The sequence below is a fragment of the Streptomyces sp. NPDC093109 genome (genome assembly GCF_040701725.1).
GTDB lineage: Bacteria > Actinomycetota > Actinomycetes > Streptomycetales > Streptomycetaceae > Streptomyces.
Genome location: NZ_JBFBEZ010000061.1, coordinates 1 through 17970, shown reverse-complemented (window position 1 = coordinate 17970; position 17970 = coordinate 1). Strand labels below are relative to the sequence as shown.

The window sequence follows — 17970 nt, the reverse complement described above, 5'->3', positions numbered from 1 at the left end:
GGAGGGGTAGGGCGGGATATCAGCGGCCTCGCGCGTCAGCGAAGGCGAGCACGTGGAGCCGGGTGGTGAAGTGCCAGTGCCGGGCCGAGACCGCGTCCGCGAGGACGCGGGTCACCGCGGTGATCGCGTCTGCGGTGGTGCCCTCGGGCATCACCCACACCGGCGCCAGCCGGTGCGCGTCGGCCAGCTCGGCGATCCGGTCGAGGTCGGTCACCGAGGACGCGACGAACTTGAACACCGCCCGCCCGGACGCCACGAACGCCTCCAGCGCGGCGGGCACCACGCTCTTGGCCTCGTCCATGCCGAAGCTGGCGATCTTGGGCGACACGTTGAAGCGGACCCCATCGACCACCAGCTCGGGCATGGGCGGGAGGGTGCCGTTCGTCTCGAACTCCACCCGCTTCCCGGCGGCCAGCAACTGCTCGACGAGCGGCACCAGACGCGCCTGCTGGAGCAGTGGCTCCCCACCGGTGATCACGACCAGCTCCACCGGCGAGGACGTGGCCCAGGCCAAGAGGCCGGCCACCGTCCGCTTCGTCGACTCCTTGCGGGGATCGAACCGGGACCAGTCCCAGGTGTACTTCGTATCGCACTTGGTGCAGGTGAGATTGCACCGGGACAAGCGGATGAACAGGGCGGGGTGCCCGCAGCTCGGGCCCTCGCCCTGGAAGGTCGGCACCTCGACGCCGAAGCACTCCGCGACGATCAGCCGGAACTCGGCGTCGCCTGCCGCCAGGTCGATGTCAATCGGCTCGGAGGCGGTCACCGCTCCTCCACATCGAAGCGGGCCCAGCTGCTCGCCGTCTCGCGGACGAGGACAGCGACCAGACGGCCGGGTATCTCCGGCTGAAGGTTCTGGATGAACCAGCCGGCCAGGAACTGGGCCAGGCGCTCCGAGGTCGGTTCGAAGGGAAGGATCTCGTGCAGGTTGCGGTGGTCCAGCTCGTCGGCCAGGAACTCTTTGAACGGGGCGAGCGCGCCGAAGTCCGTGACGAAGCCGGGTTCCTCCAGGCCGGGAGCGGTCAGGAGGACCTCGACCTCGTAGCTGTGGCCGTGCTGCCGGGCACACTTGTGCCCGGGCACCAGCCCGGCAAGCCGGTGGCCGGCCTCGAATCCGAACTTCTTGCCGATGGTGAAGGCCCCGGGCGGCAGCTGAACGGAACTGAGATCCATGATCTTCCTTCGTGAGTCGGGGGCGAAGCGGCGATCAGTGGGAAGTTCAGCGCGCAGTAGACGCTGCCCATCACGATGCATGTGCGACTGACCGACCGTCATTGCCACTGTTTCGTAGGAACATTGACGGGTCTGCGCAATGCCCGTCCGGTGTCCACGTGGACCGTGGCGGGCCAGGGGTGTGGCGGAGGGGCGGAGGGCCGGGCAGTGGGCGGAGTCACCCGAGGTCGACGTGCGGAGATCCAGCGGGAGGCATCCCGGATCCGTGCTCAGTGCCAGCGTGACGGGCACACCCAGGAACGGATCGTCACCACCCTCCGGACGGCGCTGCCGGAGCTGACGGCCCTGGAGGCGTGGCGCCTCGCGCTGGGATGGTCGCGACCCCAGGCGATCCGCGAGGTCGCCGCCGTCTACCGTGCCGACGGGCTGCTGCCGCCGGGGCTGACGCCGGCCACGCTGTGCCGGTACGAGCATGGCCAGGAGGAGCCCGGAGACGAGTACCGGCTGATGATCTCCCGCGCGTACGGGGCCCGCCCCGACCAGCTCGCCCTGGAGACACGCTGCCTGTGGTGCAGCACCTGCGCATCTCCGCCGCCACTCCACTACGGTCAGCACCAGCGCGAGGAGACGATCACCGACCGAGAGGCCCCCATGACGACCGCCAGCGGGCTGCCCGCCATCCGTGAATCCGTGCAGTGGGCCGTCCTGGACGCGCCAGGAGCCTCCCCGGCCGTCGTGGCCCTGGCGGAGGCGGCCGTCGAGCACTACGCCCTCAACTACAGCAAGCACCCTCCGGCGGTCCTGCTCGAAGAGGTCCGGGGGACCCGCAACCTGCTGTCGACCGCGGTGGCCACGGCAGACCGCGAGACCGCTCAGGGCCTTCGGCGGCAGGTCGGATGGCTGTCCGCGCTTCTCGGCAACCTCGCCTACCACCTGGACGATCGCGCTGGAGCCCGTACCCATCTCACCTTGGCGGGCGCCCTCGGTGAATCCACCCAGGAGCCGGCGCTGACGGCCTGGACCAGCGGGGCGCTGGCCATGGTCGCCACCGCCCGCAAGGACTGGAACCATGCCCGCGGGCACGCCGAATACGGTCTTCAGCATGCTCCCGAGGGCCTGCGCCGCGCGCAGCTCCTGGGCTGGGCCCTGCTGCCCACGCTCGCTGCCCTCAAGCGGGCCCCGGAAGCCGACGACGTCGTCAGCGAGAGCGACGAGATCATGCGTTCCGCCACGGAGTTGCCCGGCCGCTTCGGCTACGACCGCGCCGAACACCGCCTCCACGTCGCCGAAGCCCATCTGACCCTGGAGCGCTACGACCGGGCCGCCGACGTGGCCCACGAGTCCATCGCGGCAGCACCTGCCCACACCCCGGGCTGGGTGGCAGCCACCCTCGTTCTCGCACTCGCCGAAGCCCGCGACGCCCCCGATCAGGCAGCCGGCCGGGCACTGGATGTACTCGACCTCATCCCGCCCGCGCGGCTGCGGGCCACCGCCCGCACCCGTCTGGCCCGTCTCGAGCATCTCCTCAACACGACGACGGCCGGCCCGGGAGCCGCCCTGGCCGAGCGCCTGCGCGCCCTCCCCGCGCCGATTCGTACCGACGGGACCGCCGCTTAGCCGCGCAGCGCGGAGAACTTCACGCACCGACAGCGTCGGACGCATCGAACTGCTGCTCACGGCAGCTGCCTCCTTTCGCGTCAGACGCTGGCAGGATGTGGGGGCATTGCACTGAGCGACTCGGCAATCCGCCTCGTCCCGATACGGTCCGAGGCGCCGGTCGGCCCCGAGGCTTTGACACTTGCGCGGTGCCGGGGGTCAGATCAGCCGGTTTCGTAGTGCGTACGCGACTGCGTGGGACCGGTTTCGCAGCTGGAGCCTGGTCATGACTTCATGCAGGACGTTCTTTATCGTGCGTTCGGAGTAAGCGAGCCTCGTGGCGATCTCCGAGGTGTCGTATCCCTCGGCGACGAGTCGCAGGACGTCCGTCTCCCTTGAGGAGAGGCTGGCGAAGTACAGGCCGCGCGGTCCGCGGACCTGGCCCTGCAGCCGTCCCACCTGATCCAGGAGTCGGCCGAGAAGATCGGCGGGCACATGCCCCTCGCCCTTTGCCACGGAGGCGATGACCCGCGCCAGATGGTCCGGGCTTGCCTCCGAGCGGCGTACCACTCCGGCCACACCGCACTCCGCCGCGCTGACCAGCTTCTGTTCGTCGATCTCGGTGGCCACCAGCACTCCGCGTGTGGTGCCGCCGCGCTGAATGACGCGCAGCGTGCGCAATACTTCCTCGTCGATGACATCCACCACCACCACGACGACCTGCGGGGTGAGTTCCTCGTCGTCGGAGGCAAGCAGGCTCACCTCCGGTCTGGTGCGCAATTGGCTGGTGACTCCCGCCTGGGAAATCGGATCCCGAGCGCGTACTCCCACCGATGTACGGCTTTCCGTCCCGTCCGCGTTCTCTCGATGTGTCACGGCCTGCGGCTCGAATCCGGTGTGGTGTGTGGGCGGGGAGGCTCATGCTGCATCGGCCAGGGCGGTGAGGATGATGGTGTCGGTTGTCGTGTCGGTGTGGTCCGGTGTGGCAGTGAGGCGGTGTCGGAGGGCGTGCAGTGCGGTGGCGGCGGGTGGGAGGCCCACGCGTATCCGTCGGGTGTCCAGGGTGGCCGGTTCGCGTACGGGGTGCGGTTTCAGATTGTCGGCTGCGACGCGGTATTGCGTGCCGTACTCCTGGGGGTGGCCGTTGTTGACGAGGGCGCGGTCGTGGAGGTGAGCCCACTGCGTGGTGGGGGCGTCATCGTTGTGGACGGCTCGGTGGAGGAGTCGGGCCGCCAGGTGCTGGAAGTTCGGGTCGTGGTCCGCGCGCAGGGCGAGTTGCCACGCGGCCCGGCTCGCGTCCGGGCCGACGAGGCGGTGGCCGGGCCATCCGTGGTCGGCGAGGATGCGCCGCAGGACGGCCGCGTTGGCGTGGTCGGCGTGCCGGCTCTGGCCGAGGTGGATGGCGTCGAGCTGGTCGCGGACGAGCCGGGACCAGCGCTCGGTCGACTGCTCGGCGCGGGCCACCAGTTCCCGGGCGAGGTCCGGGCGCAGGGGCGGGGTGGTGGTCATGGTGCGCTCCGGTAGCGGTCCGGCGGGGCGTGGTTCGGGGGAGAGACGGTGCAGCGGATGAGGGGTGTGAGCCGGGGGTGTGGCTCGGGACGGAGTTCGAGCCGGATGGTCGGCCCTCCGTCCGCTCCGGGGCCGGTTCCGCAGGTTTCCCAGCCCATGTCGCGAAGCGAGTCGAGGTCGCGCCGGTGGGCGGGGGCTTCGGCGCGGATGCGTGAGAGTTCGCGGCGGGCGGCGTAGTCGGAGGCCCACAGTGTGATCAGGCGCATGATGCTGTCCCACCGGTCCGGGAGTGTGTGGACGTGGTGGAGGAACAGGCTGGGTCCGGCTCCGGTGATGCCCCAATGCGCGAGGTTCGGCTTCTGATCGGGGATCAGGCAGCCGAGCAGGACATCGTCGTCCTCGAACAGTCCCACGGGCTCGCTCTGCTCGTCACGGAAGAGCCCCGGGATGTCTCCCTCGCAGAGAAGGGGGAGACGCTGGTGTGCGACCAGGCCGAGGCTGTCCTCGACGAGGGCGCCGGCTTCCGCGCGTTCGGCGGCGGTGTGCAGGGGCCGCATCTCGTACGCCGACCGGATCCGTGCGTTGTTCTCGGGCGGTATCCGGAGGTGCTGTTCGTGTGCGTGCGGGGGACTGGCGGTGCTCATCGGTCTGCTCCGGCCGAGGCCGGCGTGTTGTGGTCGGTGCCGAGCAGGCTCCAGGCGTGGGCGAGGGCGACGAGCTGGGTGGTGTCGGAGGTCTGGGTGCTGGTGAGCAGCGCGTCGACTTTCTTGCTGACGTCGGCGGGGGCGATGCGGGCGGCCCGGGCGATGTCGTGGGTATCGGTGTGTTCGGCGACCGCCCGGAGCAGCAGCCGCTGCTCGGGGGAGAGGTCGGGAGTCGGCTTGGTGGTGGCGGGCGGGGGGATCTGGCCCGTCATGAGGAGGGTGTGTACGAGGACGTGAAGTGCGCAGCGAGGCGGGGTCTGGAGCTTTCTGCGCAGCGTGCGCATGTAGCTCCTGACCGTGTGCGGGGAGAGGTGTGCCGCGGCGGCGATGTCGCGGGGTGCGAAGCCGCGTGCGAGGTGTTCGGCGACGCGCCGTTCGGCCGGGGTGAGCGTGATGGGGACGGCGTCGGCCGCACGGGTCTTCGCGGCCGGGTTGGAGGTCTGGTCTGTGGCGGGTCGCAGGTGGACGGGGAGGGTCTGGTGTCCGTTGCTGATCAGGGAGGGCAGCGGCTTCAGCTTCTCGGCGGGTACGGCGAGTTGGAGTTCGGGGAAGCGTTCGAAGAGAAGTTGGAGGGTGGTGGTGATTTCGAGGCGGGCGAGTGGGGCGCCGAGGCAGAAGTGGACGCCGTGTCCGAAGGCGAGGTGTTCTTTGGCCGTCCGGGTGATGTCGAAGCGGTCGGCGTTCTCGCCGTGCCAGTGGGGGTGGCGGTTGGCGGCGGCGTAGGAGGCGAGGATCGCCTCGCCCCGGGTGATGGTCTGGCCGTCGGGCAGGGGGATGTCGGTGAGGGCGTAGCGCAGGGGGAGGTGTTTGATGGCGGGTTCGTGCCGGAGGGTTTCCTCGACGACGTCGTTCCAGTCGGCGCGGCCGGCGCGGAGGTGGGCGAGCTGTTCGGGGTCGGCCAGGAGGGCGGTGGTGGCGTGGTCGATCCCGTTGACGGTGGTCTCGTAACCGGCGCTGATCATCAGCAGCAGAGTGTCGCGCAGCTCGTCGTCGGTGAAACCGTTGCCGTCTCCTTCGTCTTCGTCGTCGCGGGCGGCGATGAGGAGGGACGTCATGTCGTCGCCGGACTCGGCGCGTTTGGCGGCGATCAGCTCGTCGAGGAGCTTGTACAGGGCGGCGGTGTTGCCGGCGGCCTGGTAGTTGGTGAGGGTGGTGTCGAAGACTCCGTCGACCACGGCACGGAAGCTGTCACGCTGATCATCGGGGACGCCCACGAGCCGGCCGATGACCGCGATGGGCAGCGGGTGGGCGAGGTGCTCGCGCAGGTCGACACTCTCCCCGGCCGGACGGTTGTCGAGGTCGTCGAGGAGGGTGGTGACGATCGCTTCGACGGCGGACCGCATGGCGTGGATGCGGCGGGCGCTGAATGCCGGGGCGACCATGCGGCGCAGTCGTCGGTGGTCTCCGCCGTGGGCGGTGAACATGTTGTTCACCGCGATCCACAGGGCGAGCGGCCAGGTGGGGACCGTGTCGTTGAAGGCCGGCCAGTGGGCGCGGCCGTCCTTGGACACCTGGGGGCTGGTGAGGAGCTGCTTGAGGAGGGCGGGGTCGGAGACGGACCACGCGGTGACGCCGAGGATGTCGACCCGGGTGGCCGGACCGCGCGAGCGCAGCGTTTCGTGCTCGGCGTGGTGGTTCGAACCGGTGGGGTCCAGGACGAGTATCGGCTGCTCGGACACAAGAGGCTCCTTCAACGGGTGGCGGGCATGACGACGGGGAGGGATTCCAGGGCGCGGTGGAACGGGCCCGGCCGCCACCGCAGTTCGCCTGCGGGGACGGCGAGGTCCATCTGCGGGAAGGCGTCCAGCAGGTGGCTGATGGCGGTCTCGGCGATGAGGTAGGCGTGGGAACGCGCCGGACAGGTGTGCGGGCCGGCGCTCCAGGCCAGATGAGCGCGGTTACCGGCGACCGCGTCCGGCGGGAGTCCGCGGGTGAGTTCGGGGTCGTTGTTGCAGGCGGCCATGGAGATCACGACCGGCTGATGGGCAGGCAATAGGGTGCCGTCGACGTCGGCCGGGTAGGGCGGGTAGGTGATGCAGTAGTTCGCCAGCGGCGGGTCCCTGTACAGGACGGTGTCGAGCGCGTCACGGACGAGGAACTGGGCGGCGTGGAGGGCGGCGGAGAAGTCCTCGTCTGTGAGGATTTTCCGGCAGGTGTTGACGATGAGATTGGTCAGCGGCTCGATGCCCGCGCCGTAAAGAGTGACCAGCTGGTGTGCCATCTCCACGTCGTCCAGGTGTGCGGGGTGGGCCATCATGCGGGAGGTGATGTCGTCGGCCGGCTGATGGCGGCGCAGTGTGACGAGGTCCGCAACGCCCCGCCCGAGGATGTGGTTTCCGCGGTCGGCGTCGGTGGCGTTGAAGATGGCGGCCATGCCATCCGCGATGCGGCCACCGATCTCGTCGGGACAGCCCAGCAGTGTGCTCAGGACCCGGAAGGCGATCGGGAACGCGTACTGGGAAACGAGGTCCGCGCGCCCGGCGGTCCGGAAGGTGGCGATGGCGGAGTCGGCGACGTTCTCGACAAGGGCACGCAGCTCGTGCTGGTCGACCGCGTCGATACTGGCGGTGTTGGCCGAGCGGTAGCGGTAGTGCTCGCCGCCGCCGCTGCGCAGGGCGTTGGGCCGCCACTCCATCATCGGCCGCACCGGACAGGACCCCGGCACCTGCTGCTGCCACACGCGGGGATCGGCGGGGAAGCGCAGCGGGTCGTTGAGGATACGGCGGGCCTGAAGGTAGCCGATCACCAGCGTCGCGGGGATACCCGGGGACAGCTCAACGGGCACCAGAGCACCGTGGGTTTCCCGCATCCGCTGGTAGGCGGCGTGCGGGTCGGCGGCGAACTCCGGTACGTACAAGGGGAACCTGTCCGGTCCGGATCGGGTCGCAGGTCCGGTCCCGGGTTCGAGGTTGCTGGGGTTCATCGCGGGGGCTCCTGGGGTGCGGCTGTGCGGTGCGCGAGGAGGTGTTCCATGAGCGTGATGAGGGCGTACAGCGAGGAGGTGCGGTCGCGGGCGTCGCAGGTGGTCAGCGGCGTACCGGGATCGAGGGCGAGGGCGTGGCGGAGTTCGGGCTCCGCGTAAACGGGGGCGCCGGGAAAGGTGTTGATCGCGACGGCGTAGGGGGTTCCGTGTGCGTCGAGCAGGCTGAGGGCGCCGTGGCAGGCGTCGAGGCTGCGGGTGTCGGCGAGGATCAGGCAACCCAGGGCGCCTTCGGCGAGGTCCTCCCAGAGCGGCTGGAACCGGAGCTGTCCCGGCAGTCCGAACAGGTAGAGGACGAGTTGTCCGCCGGCCATGTGGAGGCGGCCGAAGTCCATGCCCACGGTCGTCGTGGTTTTCTCCGGTACCCCGCTGAGGTCGTCGACTCCCGCGCTGTCCACGGTGAGTGGTTCCTCCATGCGCAGCGGGGTCACCTCGGACACGCTGCCGATGAGGGTCGTCTTGCCCACGCCGAAGCCGCCGGCGACCACGATCTTGGCGGACTCGGTCACCGTGGCGGGCACGTAGGCGACGGGCGGGTCAGACCAGTTCTCGTAGTCCATCGAGGACCCTTCGCATGAGGTTGGTTTCGGGCCGGCCGGGGGCGGCGGCGACCGGGCTGGTCAGGTGGCCGGTGTCGACGAGGAAGGAGACGAGGATCCGCACCGTGGAGGGCGGCATCCGCAGTGCGGCGGCGATGTCCGCGACCGCGAGCCCGCCACGCCCGCCCGCGAACAGACCCATCACCAGGCGGGCATCAGCCCCCAGATCGGTTATCGGGCCGGCTGCGGCGATGACCACACTCTCCAGACGCACATCCCGGCGGGGGCGGGCCCGCCCGCCCGTTCGGACGTAGGGCCTGACGATGTCCGGGTCATGCCGCGGCCCGCTCATGCCACCGAGCCGCCGTCCGCGTCCGCCTCCGGCATCCCGCGTTCCTCGGTGCCGAGGCGTTCGCCGACCTGCACGGCGAGATGGGCCATGCGCCGGCTGATCAGGCCGATGTCGGCGTGGGGCCCGGTGGTGCACACCGACAGCATCGTGTGCCGGCCGGCCGCGGTCGTCAGCCCGATCCGCTCGACGGACTCGATCATCTGCTGGCGCACACCGCCACCGCCGGTGAACTCGTCCCAGGCGCGGCCCGAAGCCCGCAGGGAAGCGGTCAGCGCGGCGAGCTTCTCCCCGTCCTCCTGGTTGAGGGTTTTGGTGCGGGCCCGGAGCAGGCCGTCGCTGCTCATCAGTACGGCGTACCGGACGCCCTCGACCGTGCCGAGCTGTTCGTCCAGCAGCCAGCCCAGGGTGTTGCTGGTCGTATCCATGGTCAACGTCCTTCGGTCTCGGGAGGATTGCTCGGCATCGCGCGGCCCCGGCGGGTTCCTTCCAGCCAGGCCACAGAGACCTCCGGCCGCCCCGGATCCACCGGCGGGGCAACAGAAGCCGTACGCGAGGCAGGGGCGGGGCGCGCGGGGCGCTGACGGACGGTGAGCCCGTTCGCCGTGGTCGAGGACGCCACCGGCTTCGGCACCGGAGTGGGCTGCGGGCGCTTCGGCGGGGTCGGTACGGACGGTGGCGGCGGAGCGGTGAGCAGGTTCTGCGGGAGCATGAGGAAGGCCCGGGTGCCGCCGTAGACGTTGGGGGCTGTTACTTCGACGCGGTATCCGTAGCCGGCGGCCAGGACGGCGGCCACACGCAGCCCGGTCTGGGGGTAGGCGCCCAGAGCGGTGATGTCGTCGCGCTCCGCGCTCGACATCACCCTGCGCGCCCACTCCAGCCGCTCGTCCTCCATCCGCAGCCCGGCATCGTCCACGATCAGGAACACCGCACCGTTGCCGTGCTCCAGCGAGACATGAACACGGGCGTTCGGAGGCGAGTACCGCAGGGCGTTGTCCAGCAGAATCGCCAGCGTGTGGACCACCGCCTCCACCGCCCGGCTCTCCACCGCGAGCGTGTCCATCTCGGGGTGCAGCACCCGCTGATAGCCCTCGACACGGCCCATGGCAGAGCGGACAACATCGGAGAGCGCGGTCGCCGGATGACGCCGCGACAGCTTCTCCCCGGCCAGAACGGCGTAGCCGGAGGCGGTCAGCAGCATCTGCTGCGCCAGGTGATCTATCTCGACCAGCGTCTCGTACGCCTCGTCGGACACATGCCGGCGCACCCCGGCACTGATCTGCGTACTCAGCTTCGACGCCCGCTGCACCGTACTGGAAGCGAAAGCACGCACCGCCGCCCGCGCCACATCCCCCGACTCCTTCCGCACCAGAGCCACCCGACGATCAGCATCCCGCCGCGCCCGGACGAGCTGCTCCTCAGTCGCCTTCTGGGCCTGTTGCCCGGTCAGGGCGATGACGGAGGCGACTTGACCGGCGAGGGCACTGAGGGCGCCGGCGATCGAAGTGCCTGCCAGCTGCGGCGGCGCAGCGAGGTCGGGACCGTACAACCGCCCGGTCCGCGCCTTCACCGCAGCGGCCGGGACCACGGTCTCCGCCACATAACCGACGAACTGCTCGACCGCCCGCAACTGCTGCGCCAGCCTCTCCTTGTGCTCGTGGAACTCTGCGGCCCTGCGCTCCGCGCGACGCGACGTGCGGCGGAACTGCGCCGCCAGCACCGCGCCGGCCACGGCCATCAGCACGGCGAGAGCGAGTGTCAGCGTGATCATCGGGCCCTCGCGAGAATCGTGGCGGCCCTGGAGACACCGGTGCTGACACGACGGTCGAAGGAAGAGCACGGAGCCACCACGGCATCGGCTTCAGGCGGCGACGATGGGGCGAGGCGCTGGAGCAGCAAGGCGCTCTCGATGAGGCCCATATGGCTGAACGCCTGCGGGAAGTTCCCGAGCTGTCGCCCGGCCACCGGGTCGTACTCCTCGGCCAGCAGACCGAGACCGCTGCGCAGCGCCAGGAGGCGGTCGAACAGGTCTCGGGCTTCGCCGGTGCGGCCGGTGAGCGCGAGGGCATCGACCATCCAGAACGAGCAGAGCAGGAAGGCCCCTTCGTCCCCGGCGAGACCGTCCACACCGGCACGGCTGCCGGCGGTCTGGTAGCGCCGGACGAGCCCGTCCGGGGTGGACAGCTCCCGGCGGACCGCCTCCACGGTTCCGGCGACCCGTGGGTCGTCGGGCGGGAGGAACCCGGACCGGGGGATCAGCAGCAGGGCCGCGTCCAGCTCCGCGGAACCGTAGGACTGGGTGAAGGTGTTGCGCACCGGGTCGAAGCCCTCGGTACAGACCTCGTGGTGGATGGCCTCGCGCAGTTCCACCAGCGCGAACAGATCAACGTCCAGTGCACCGGCCTCGGCCAGACGGATCGTCCGGTCGACCGCCACCCAGGCCATCACCTTCGAGTGCACGAAGTGCCGGCGCTGCCCCCGGACCTCCCAGATCCCCTCGTCCGGCTCCTGCCACCGTTCCGCCAGGTGCTCCACAAGCCGCTGGTGCAGGATCGCTGTGTCCTCGCAGCGGGCGACACCGCGCTGGTGCGCGAGGCAGAGGGTCTCGACCACTTCGCCGTACACATCGAGCTGCAGCTGGGCCGCGGCATCGTTGCCGACCCGGACCGGAGCCGAGCCCTCGTACCCAGGAAGCCACGACAGCACCCGCTCCCGCAGATCACGCTCCCCGGCGACCCCGTACATGACCTGCAGATTCTCCGGGTCACCGGCCACCGCCCGCAGCAGCCAACGCCGCCACGCCTCCGCCTCCTGCCGGTATCCGGTGCCCAGCAGAGCGGCCAACGTTGTGGAGGCGTCACGCAGCCAGGTGTAGCGGTAGTCCCAGTTCCTCGCGCCGCCGATCTCCTCGGGCAGCGACGTGGTCGGCGCCGCCACGATCCCGCCGCTCGGCGCGTACGTCATCGCCTTCAACGTGACCAGAGACCGTATAACCGCCTCCCGGTCCGGGCCGTCGTAAGTGCACTGCGCCGTCCAGCGCTGCCAGAACGCCAGCGTCGCAGCCAGAGCGGCATCAGGGTCCGGAATCTCCGGTGAAGCCGCGTGGGACAGGCCCCAGCTCAGCGTGAACGCGACCCTCTCGCCCGCGGCCACGGTGAACGTGCTGACGATGCTGCCGTCCTTCTCAGCCTTCTGCACCGAGGAGTCGAGCCACAGGGCATCCGCCCCGGCCTCGGCGACCATTCGCCCGCCGTCCTCATGAATCCATGGACTGACACGGCCGTAACCCGGCCGCGGACGCAGCGACGAGACCATCGGCACACCGCCGGTCAGCCCCTCGACAATCCGGATGAGCTGCGGCGCACCGCCGCGGGGCGGCATGAAGTCGACCACCTGCACGCTGCCGAAAGGAGTGTTCCATTCGGATTCGAGGACAAGCGAGTCACCACGGTAGGCGCGCCTGGAGGCAACGGCCGGGACGGCTTCGTGGGCGGGGGCCGGGCTGATTCGCCAGGCGCCGTGGTTCGGGGTGCCGAGCAGAGCGGCGAAGACGGCCGCCGAGTCGAAGCGGGGCAGGCACAGCCAGTCGATCGAGCCGTCGTCACAGACATGCGCGCTGGTCTGCATGTCACCAATCAGGCCGTACTGCTCGATACGCGGAAGGCGCTTCATCGTGTGGGTCTCCGTTAGGCCCCGCAGATCCGGGGGTGGCGTCATGGCCGTCGAAACGGCCAGGAGCGGTCGGTGATGAGAGACTCCGGTGGTCACCGGAGGGAGGGAGGTTCGATCTGAGTTGTGATGGAGTCCTCGTTTGCCGGAACATCAGGACCCTTCACGCGACTCCGCAGAGAGCCAGCCATGCCATGGGGCCGAGAATCAGCGTGATCAGAACCGCCCCGGTGATGGTCATGTCCGGGATACCGAAGCGGCCAGAACCAAGGAGGCGAAGGCGACTGCGAAAACCGCGCCGCGCAGTACGTTGATCTGCGGCTTCCGCCAACGTCGTCTCCGCGTCGGCTCTGCGCGGCCGGCGCTATGAGACCGCACGGTTCCAACGAGTTCCTGGGGCAATTTGGCGAGCCTGACCGGGTACTTACGGTGAGGCATATGGCTCTCAGACGCACCGTCCGAGCCGAACTGGCTGATGTGGCCACGCGTTCGCCGCGCGAGGCTCTCCACAGCGGCGGAACTTTCAGGAAGCGGCGAGGTCTCGTCCCGCACGAGCTTCACCGCCGCGGCTGCGGACGGCGCTTGATTCCGCTGCGGAGCCAGCGAGAGACGCATGACACAACTCCTTTTCGGATCAAGCCAAGTTGGAGACCGTCGTACGGAGCCGATGGCTGGCGTGCAGAATGAGTGATCCAGCGGCTACGTTGAGCGAACCGCGAAACCCCGCCGAGGGGTATGCCTACACGGCTCCCAAGGCCGTCAAAGGCGTCAAAGATCATTTCGGAACCGAAGGGCAGCCCATGGCCCGCGTGCGAAACATCGCCCTCGCCGCGCTCCTGCGCGAAGCAGGCTGGTCCCAGCCACAAGCAGCCGCCGCGGTTGCCCGCGTAGCCGTGGAGTGCGGGGCGCGCGAGCTGGACGCCATCTCCCGCTCGCACATCGCCATGTGGGTCCAGGGCACGCGGCCGAGTGGAAGAGCACCCCATATCCTTTGCGAGACGCTGTCCCGTAGGCTCGGCCGCCGCCTCACACTGGCTGACCTCGGGCTGGAAGGAGAGCCGACAGGCACGACCGACAGCGGTTCCGACTGGAGCGTCGACCCTCTGACCGTGCTGGCCGAGCTGGGAAGCGACGACCTCGATATGCACCGACGCAAGCTGCTGGCGACCGCCGCGTACTCGGCCGCCGGCCTCGCATTGCCCACCGCTTCGTGGTGGGAAGCCGCCCGTGCCGCAGCGACCAAGCGCCCAGCAGTCTCCACCCGGCCGGTGGCCCAAGCCGACATCGATGATGTCCGCGACCTGACGACCTTTTACTCCGCGCGGGACCAGCAGCGCGGTGGAGCATCCGGGCGCTCGGCCCTGGCCGGCCACCTCCGCGACGAAGCGGTGCCCCTGCTTGGCAGCAGGTTTCGCACGGAACAGCTTCGTCGTGACACGTACTCGGCCGTCGCGGAGATGACATATCTGGCGGGGTGGATGGCTTTCGACGCCTCCGAGCACCGCACGGCCCAGCGCTACCTCACCCTTGCCGCCCGTATCGCGGCCGAAGCGGGCGACGGGCCGCTCGGCGGCCACATCCTGCGCGCCCTCGCGCACCAAGCCGTGGACCTCGGGCACTCCCATCGAGCGCGTGCCCTGGCCGACGCCTCCATGACCGGCGACCGCTACGGCCAAGCAAGCCACCGAGAGAAGGCCCTGCTCGCGATCGTTCATGCCCGAGCCCTCGCGGCCGACGACGACCGCACCGGCACCCTCGCGGCCATCAGCCGCGCAGAGCGGGACTTCTCCCGCGCCGACAACAGCGACGCCCCCGGCCGCGTGGGCTTCTTTCAAGAAGCCTCCCTGGCCCACGAGACCGCCTGCGCCCTGCGTGACCTCGGCCAGCCGCGGGATGCGGAGATCCACTTCCAGCGCAGTGTCGCCACTCGCCGCCGCCAGCAGTACGCCCGCACCCACAGCGTGACCCTCGGCTACCTCGGCGCCGTCCAGGTGCAGCAGGGACGCCTTGAGGAGGCGTGCGCCACCTGGAACCAAGCGCTCGACGCCATGACCGGCGTCCAGTCCGGCCGCGCCCGCGACGTCATCGTCCGCATGCAGAGCGACCTCTCGCCCGTCCGGCAACGCGGTGGTCGCCACGTCGCCGAACTGGACCGGCGCGTGCGAAACATGCTGCGCGCCATAGGCTGACCGCAGAGTAGATCTACGGTGCCTCCGGGAGGCCGCCGCACACGCTACGCCCAGGGAGAGGAACGAGCGCTGATGACGACGTACGAGGTCGAATCGATCGCAACGGTCGTCGGGGGCCACACCCGCGTTCAGGACGACTACCAGGGCGGGGTCGAATCGATCATCAGGCTCGATGAGGCGTATCCCCTCGAAACGCTGAAAGGAATCGAGGAGTTCTCCCACCTGACCGTGACCTGGCGCTTCCACCTGGCACGACCCGAAGACGTCCAGCTCCACGCACGCAGTCCTCGGGGAAACCAGAACTGGCCGGCAACGGGTACGTTCGTCCACCGCAACCACCGGCGTCCCAACCAACTGGCGGTCAGTTACCCGAGGTTGCTCAAGGTCGAAGGCCGCGACCTCTTGGTCACTGACCTCGACGCCGTTGACGGGACGCCCGTGATCGACTTGGCGCCGTACTTCGAGCAGATGGGGCCCCGGGGCCCCATCCGTCAGCCGGCATGGCCTGGCCAGATGCTTGAACCGGACTACTGGGCGAACGTCAGCGAACGGCCCTCGGAGTACTCGGCGTAGCGAGAGCGACTGCGCTGTGCCGCTCGTCAGCCGCTTGGTCGGGGACCGGCTGAAAGCCGGACTCAAACCGCAGCCCTCGCGTCCCGAAACTCACACCATGTCTCCTTGCCGTTGCTCTCCCACGCGTCTGAGGTCGCGTCGACAAGCCGGATCCCGCGACCGGATTCACCATCGCGTCCGGCTTCCTTGAGTACAGCTGGGGCCGGGTTGTGGTCGGTTACCGAGACGCGCACCACGTCGACGGCCACCGTGATCCGGAGCACGACTTCGCCCTCACCATGAACCACCGCGTTGGTGACCAGCTCCGACACGGCCAGTACGACGACCCCCACCACCGGCTTCGAAACACGACACCGTCCCAGGAAAGCTCTGGTTGTCTGCCGCATCTCCCCAATTCTCCTGAGATCAGGCAGAAACGCCGCCTGGCAGTCACGCGACGCCGGTACGTCTGCCCATGCCGATCCGCTGCGCCGAACCTCCTGAACCGACCTCACGAATGACGTGCCTGCTGTGGCCGCAACGCTACGGATGCCCCCGCCGGGCGGAGGTGCCTCTTGGAGCCTGGTCATGGGAGCTATCGCACCGCCCAGCGAAGCCGTCGACCAGGGGAATCCAGAGGGGGAAAATATCTGTCAAGGGGGAAACAGGAGGGGGAAATTGACGCCATCATTGGATTCCGCCCACCAACAGAGGTCACACTCATGCCAGATCCGTTCGCCGACCTGCTCCTCCGGCTTCGGCAGGACGCGGGTCGGACGCAGGAGGAGCAGGCAGACGCGATCAACGCTGTCTCCGGCCGATACACCATGACCCGCCGCGAGATCAGCCGCTACGAGAGCTTCGAGAACATCCCGACCAATCACACAATCGGCCATATCGCGGCAGCCTGTGGTGTCCCCTTCGAGGAACTGCAGCGGGAGGCCAAAGCCGCCCGCGCCCGGAAGCGAAAGATGCATGCCCATGCAGGAGAGGACCAGGGCGACGTGAAGCGTCGCACGCTGCTGGGTGGTGCTGCTGTCGGCGTGAGCGCGGCTGCCGAGCCCTGGGGACGACTCGCTATGGCTCTCGGCAAAGGGGCCAGGATCGATTCACCCTCTGCCGTCGCGCTTATCGACCGGGCCGCTGAACTGCACGTCCAGGAGCTCAACCTCAGCGCCAGGCGACTGCAAAGCACGGTTGAGTCGCATCTTGACGCGATCACCGCGGCTCTGCCTCGTGCCGGCGAGCACGAACGGGCCCTCACCATCGCCGCCGGCGAAACCGCTGCACTGGCCGGTTGGGTGGCCTGGGACCTGGGCGAACTCGACAAAGCCGATGCCTACTACAAGGTCACGTCGCAGTGCGCGGCGACCGCCGGGCACCCTCCACTCCGAGCCCTGGCCCTGACCTACACCAGCTACGCCGCTTCGACGCCGAAGACGAAGCTGGAATTCCTTGCCCAAGCGGCCAACGACGTGCGAGGCCGCGGCAATGCTACTGCTGCCGCCTGGGTCCTCGGCAGGCACGCGGAAGAGGCTGCCGCTGCCGGCGACGAGACGGCGGCGCTCCGGGCATTGGACCGAGCACGCTTCGCCTACGACTTCGCGGATCACACCAGCGAGCAGCCGTGGGTCCGGTTCGTGACCCCCTACCGGATGGACTCGCTGGCCCTCTCCGTATACGGGCAGTTGCGGCGCCCGGAACTCGCTTCCACGGCCGACACCGCAGTCGTCCGCCTCGGAGATGACCTACCGGACGGGGGCGTCGTGGTTCTCGGCGATCTTGCTTCCGCCCTGCTGCGTGGAGGAGACATCGACCAAGGCGTCTACGTGTCACGCCAATTTGCTACGGCGGCACAAGCCAAGCCCAACACGATGGGCAAGGAGCGAGCAGCGACTGTCGCAGCGGCGCTCCCCGACAGAGAGCAGGATCTTGCCGTCTACCTGCGGCAGTTCGCATCCTGAGCCTCCTCGCGCGGTACGCGGGCAAGCCCGGGACGCGAACGCCGTCGTACGGCAGGCCCGTCGTCCCTCGGCCCTATGCCGTCTCGTCGACAACCCAGGACAGGTATGCCTCCGACCCTCCGGTCACAGGCAGCGTGATCCACTGGGGGACGTCGTACGGGTGCTTCTCGTGCAGCCACGCCTCCAGCGCCGGGAGACGGTCCGTCGTAGTCATGTACGAGATCCGCCACTCCTGCGCCGTCTCGACCTTCCCCTTCCACCAGTAGAAGGCGGTAATCGGCGCATCGATGTGAACGCCCGCCGCCAACTTGCTCTCGACCGCGCCCCGGGCCAGCGCCTTCGCCTGATCCTCGTCGGCACTGGTCGTCTGCGCGATCACAATCTCGTGGGCCATGCAACTACCTCTCCAGCTCGGGTACCGCGACCCTACCCAGCCGTCCAGAGCACGGCGAATGCCACACCGCGTGATCGATCCACGCCGATTGGTCGTCCCTGCCGTCGTCCAACTGTTCTGCGGAGGCACGGATGCTAGGGCCTGTATCGAGTCGTGATCAATCTGCGGGATTCGCCCTCGCTTCGGGGGCGGGTCCTGTAGTCCGGTGTGCATGACGCGGAGACAGCTGACGGACAAGGAGTGGGGGTACGTGGAGTCGTACCTGCCGATCGGCGAGTACGGGCCGTACCCCACGAAACTGCGCGAGCAGTTCGAGGGTGTGATCTGGAAGTTCCGCTCGGGCGCGCAGTGG

General features: G+C 69.2%; 18 protein-coding genes and 2 pseudogenes. 5 read left to right on the top strand and 15 right to left on the bottom strand.

Features of this window, described 5'->3' with window-relative positions; genetic code table 11:
- Nucleotides 1-19: 19 nt before the first annotated feature.
- Both AB0389_RS34940 and AB0389_RS34935 read right to left on the bottom strand, forming a co-directional pair.
- Nucleotides 20-766: a 7-carboxy-7-deazaguanine synthase QueE gene (locus AB0389_RS34940; protein WP_366399587.1), complete on the bottom strand. Its 747-nt coding sequence runs from the start codon at nucleotides 764-766 to the stop codon at nucleotides 20-22.
- Nucleotides 763-1173 (bottom strand): 6-carboxytetrahydropterin synthase, encoded by a 411-nt coding sequence (locus AB0389_RS34935; protein WP_366399586.1) that lies wholly within the window; start codon nucleotides 1171-1173, stop codon nucleotides 763-765. The genes AB0389_RS34940 and AB0389_RS34935 overlap by 4 nt, the downstream gene beginning before the upstream one ends.
- 207 nt (nucleotides 1174-1380) lie before the next feature.
- Between AB0389_RS34935 and AB0389_RS34930 the strand changes: the two genes are divergently transcribed.
- On the top strand, nucleotides 1381-2790 hold the full coding sequence (locus AB0389_RS34930) for a Twin-arginine translocation pathway signal (RefSeq protein ID WP_366399585.1): 1410 nt from the start codon (nucleotides 1381-1383) through the stop codon (nucleotides 2788-2790).
- Between the two features lie 198 nt (nucleotides 2791-2988).
- Here the strand turns inward: AB0389_RS34930 and AB0389_RS34925 are convergent, their stop codons facing one another.
- The 11 genes and pseudogenes from AB0389_RS34925 to AB0389_RS34875 all read right to left on the bottom strand — a co-directional run bounded on the left by AB0389_RS34925 (nucleotide 2989) and on the right by AB0389_RS34875 (nucleotide 12522).
- Nucleotides 2989-3549, bottom strand: coding sequence for a response regulator transcription factor (locus AB0389_RS34925; RefSeq protein ID WP_366399584.1), 561 nt, complete (start codon nucleotides 3547-3549; stop codon nucleotides 2989-2991).
- Nucleotides 3550-3687: 138 nt separating this feature from the next.
- The gene (locus AB0389_RS34920) at nucleotides 3688-4278 is read right to left on the bottom strand and encodes a DUF6624 domain-containing protein (protein WP_366399583.1); all 591 of its coding nucleotides are present in this window, start codon (nucleotides 4276-4278) and stop codon (nucleotides 3688-3690) included.
- Nucleotides 4275-4922 carry a hypothetical protein gene (locus AB0389_RS34915; protein ID WP_366399582.1) on the bottom strand — a complete coding sequence of 216 codons (648 nt, stop codon included), beginning with the start codon at nucleotides 4920-4922 and terminating at the stop codon, nucleotides 4275-4277. Before AB0389_RS34915 ends, AB0389_RS34920 begins: the two co-directional genes overlap by 4 nt.
- Nucleotides 4919-5377, bottom strand: a complete 459-nt coding sequence (locus tag AB0389_RS34910) for a LuxR C-terminal-related transcriptional regulator (protein ID WP_366399611.1) — start codon at nucleotides 5375-5377, stop codon at nucleotides 4919-4921. Before AB0389_RS34910 ends, AB0389_RS34915 begins: the two co-directional genes overlap by 4 nt.
- A 57-nt stretch (nucleotides 5378-5434) precedes the next feature.
- Nucleotides 5435-6661: pseudogene (locus AB0389_RS34905) on the bottom strand (cytochrome P450); the annotation flags it as partial.
- Nucleotides 6662-6672: 11 nt separating this feature from the next.
- Nucleotides 6673-7905 carry a cytochrome P450 gene (locus AB0389_RS34900; RefSeq protein ID WP_366399581.1) on the bottom strand — a complete coding sequence of 411 codons (1233 nt, stop codon included), beginning with the start codon at nucleotides 7903-7905 and terminating at the stop codon, nucleotides 6673-6675.
- On the bottom strand, nucleotides 7902-8522 hold the full coding sequence (locus tag AB0389_RS34895) for an ATP/GTP-binding protein (protein ID WP_366399580.1): 621 nt from the start codon (nucleotides 8520-8522) through the stop codon (nucleotides 7902-7904). Before AB0389_RS34895 ends, AB0389_RS34900 begins: the two co-directional genes overlap by 4 nt.
- Entirely contained in the window at nucleotides 8500-8853 is a 354-nt protein-coding gene (locus AB0389_RS34890; protein WP_366399579.1) for a DUF742 domain-containing protein, read from the bottom strand. The genes AB0389_RS34895 and AB0389_RS34890 overlap by 23 nt, the downstream gene beginning before the upstream one ends.
- Entirely contained in the window at nucleotides 8850-9278 is a 429-nt protein-coding gene (locus AB0389_RS34885) for a roadblock/LC7 domain-containing protein (protein ID WP_366399578.1), read from the bottom strand. Before AB0389_RS34885 ends, AB0389_RS34890 begins: the two co-directional genes overlap by 4 nt.
- Nucleotides 9279-9280: 2 nt before the next feature.
- Nucleotides 9281-10621, bottom strand: a complete 1341-nt coding sequence (locus tag AB0389_RS34880; RefSeq protein ID WP_366399577.1) for an ATP-binding protein — start codon at nucleotides 10619-10621, stop codon at nucleotides 9281-9283.
- The gene (locus AB0389_RS34875; RefSeq protein ID WP_366399576.1) at nucleotides 10618-12522 is read right to left on the bottom strand and encodes a glycoside hydrolase family 15 protein; all 1905 of its coding nucleotides are present in this window, start codon (nucleotides 12520-12522) and stop codon (nucleotides 10618-10620) included. The genes AB0389_RS34880 and AB0389_RS34875 overlap by 4 nt, the downstream gene beginning before the upstream one ends.
- A 797-nt stretch (nucleotides 12523-13319) precedes the next feature.
- On the opposite strand from AB0389_RS34875, the gene AB0389_RS34870 reads away from it, so the two are divergent.
- Nucleotides 13320-14708: a Tat pathway signal protein gene (locus AB0389_RS34870; RefSeq protein WP_366399610.1), complete on the top strand. Its 1389-nt coding sequence runs from the start codon at nucleotides 13320-13322 to the stop codon at nucleotides 14706-14708.
- A 72-nt stretch (nucleotides 14709-14780) separates the two neighbouring features.
- Nucleotides 14781-15281, top strand: coding sequence for an SAM-dependent methyltransferase (locus tag AB0389_RS34865; RefSeq protein WP_366399575.1), 501 nt, complete (start codon nucleotides 14781-14783; stop codon nucleotides 15279-15281).
- Nucleotides 15282-15343: 62 nt separating this feature from the next.
- Here the strand turns inward: AB0389_RS34865 and AB0389_RS34860 are convergent, their stop codons facing one another.
- A complete protein-coding gene (locus AB0389_RS34860) occupies nucleotides 15344-15694 on the bottom strand; it encodes an ATP-binding protein (RefSeq protein ID WP_366399609.1) in 351 nt (116 codons plus the stop codon).
- Between the two features lie 288 nt (nucleotides 15695-15982).
- Between AB0389_RS34860 and AB0389_RS34855 the strand changes: the two genes are divergently transcribed.
- Nucleotides 15983-17224, top strand: coding sequence for a helix-turn-helix transcriptional regulator (locus AB0389_RS34855; RefSeq protein WP_366399574.1), 1242 nt, complete (start codon nucleotides 15983-15985; stop codon nucleotides 17222-17224).
- A gap of 73 nt (nucleotides 17225-17297) precedes the next feature.
- Here the strand turns inward: AB0389_RS34855 and cutA are convergent, their stop codons facing one another.
- On the bottom strand, nucleotides 17298-17618 hold the full coding sequence (gene cutA / locus AB0389_RS34850; RefSeq protein WP_366399573.1) for a divalent-cation tolerance protein CutA: 321 nt from the start codon (nucleotides 17616-17618) through the stop codon (nucleotides 17298-17300).
- Between the two features lie 211 nt (nucleotides 17619-17829).
- Between cutA and AB0389_RS34845 the strand changes: the two are divergent.
- A pseudogene (locus tag AB0389_RS34845) lies at nucleotides 17830-17970 on the top strand (IS5/IS1182 family transposase); the annotation flags it as partial.

What these genes read in the sequence shown, in the direction of transcription:
- AB0389_RS34865 (WP_366399575.1), top strand. Translation starts at nt 14,781, where the DNA reads ATGACGACGTACGAGGTCGAATCGATCGCAACGGTCGTCGGGGGCCAC.
- AB0389_RS34875 (WP_366399576.1), bottom strand. Translation starts at nt 12,522, where the DNA reads ATGAAGCGCCTTCCGCGTATCGAGCAGTACGGCCTGATTGGTGACATG.
- AB0389_RS34935 (WP_366399586.1), bottom strand. Translation starts at nt 1,173, where the DNA reads ATGGATCTCAGTTCCGTTCAGCTGCCGCCCGGGGCCTTCACCATCGGC.
- cutA (WP_366399573.1), bottom strand. Translation starts at nt 17,618, where the DNA reads ATGGCCCACGAGATTGTGATCGCGCAGACGACCAGTGCCGACGAGGAT.
- AB0389_RS34895 (WP_366399580.1), bottom strand. Translation starts at nt 8,522, where the DNA reads ATGGACTACGAGAACTGGTCTGACCCGCCCGTCGCCTACGTGCCCGCC.
- AB0389_RS34920 (WP_366399583.1), bottom strand. Translation starts at nt 4,278, where the DNA reads ATGACCACCACCCCGCCCCTGCGCCCGGACCTCGCCCGGGAACTGGTG.
- AB0389_RS34880 (WP_366399577.1), bottom strand. Translation starts at nt 10,621, where the DNA reads ATGATCACGCTGACACTCGCTCTCGCCGTGCTGATGGCCGTGGCCGGC.
- AB0389_RS34870 (WP_366399610.1), top strand. Translation starts at nt 13,320, where the DNA reads ATGGCCCGCGTGCGAAACATCGCCCTCGCCGCGCTCCTGCGCGAAGCA.
- AB0389_RS34890 (WP_366399579.1), bottom strand. Translation starts at nt 8,853, where the DNA reads ATGAGCGGGCCGCGGCATGACCCGGACATCGTCAGGCCCTACGTCCGA.
- AB0389_RS34855 (WP_366399574.1), top strand. Translation starts at nt 15,983, where the DNA reads ATGCCAGATCCGTTCGCCGACCTGCTCCTCCGGCTTCGGCAGGACGCG.
- AB0389_RS34885 (WP_366399578.1), bottom strand. Translation starts at nt 9,278, where the DNA reads ATGGATACGACCAGCAACACCCTGGGCTGGCTGCTGGACGAACAGCTC.
- AB0389_RS34900 (WP_366399581.1), bottom strand. Translation starts at nt 7,905, where the DNA reads ATGAACCCCAGCAACCTCGAACCCGGGACCGGACCTGCGACCCGATCC.
- AB0389_RS34915 (WP_366399582.1), bottom strand. Translation starts at nt 4,922, where the DNA reads ATGAGCACCGCCAGTCCCCCGCACGCACACGAACAGCACCTCCGGATA.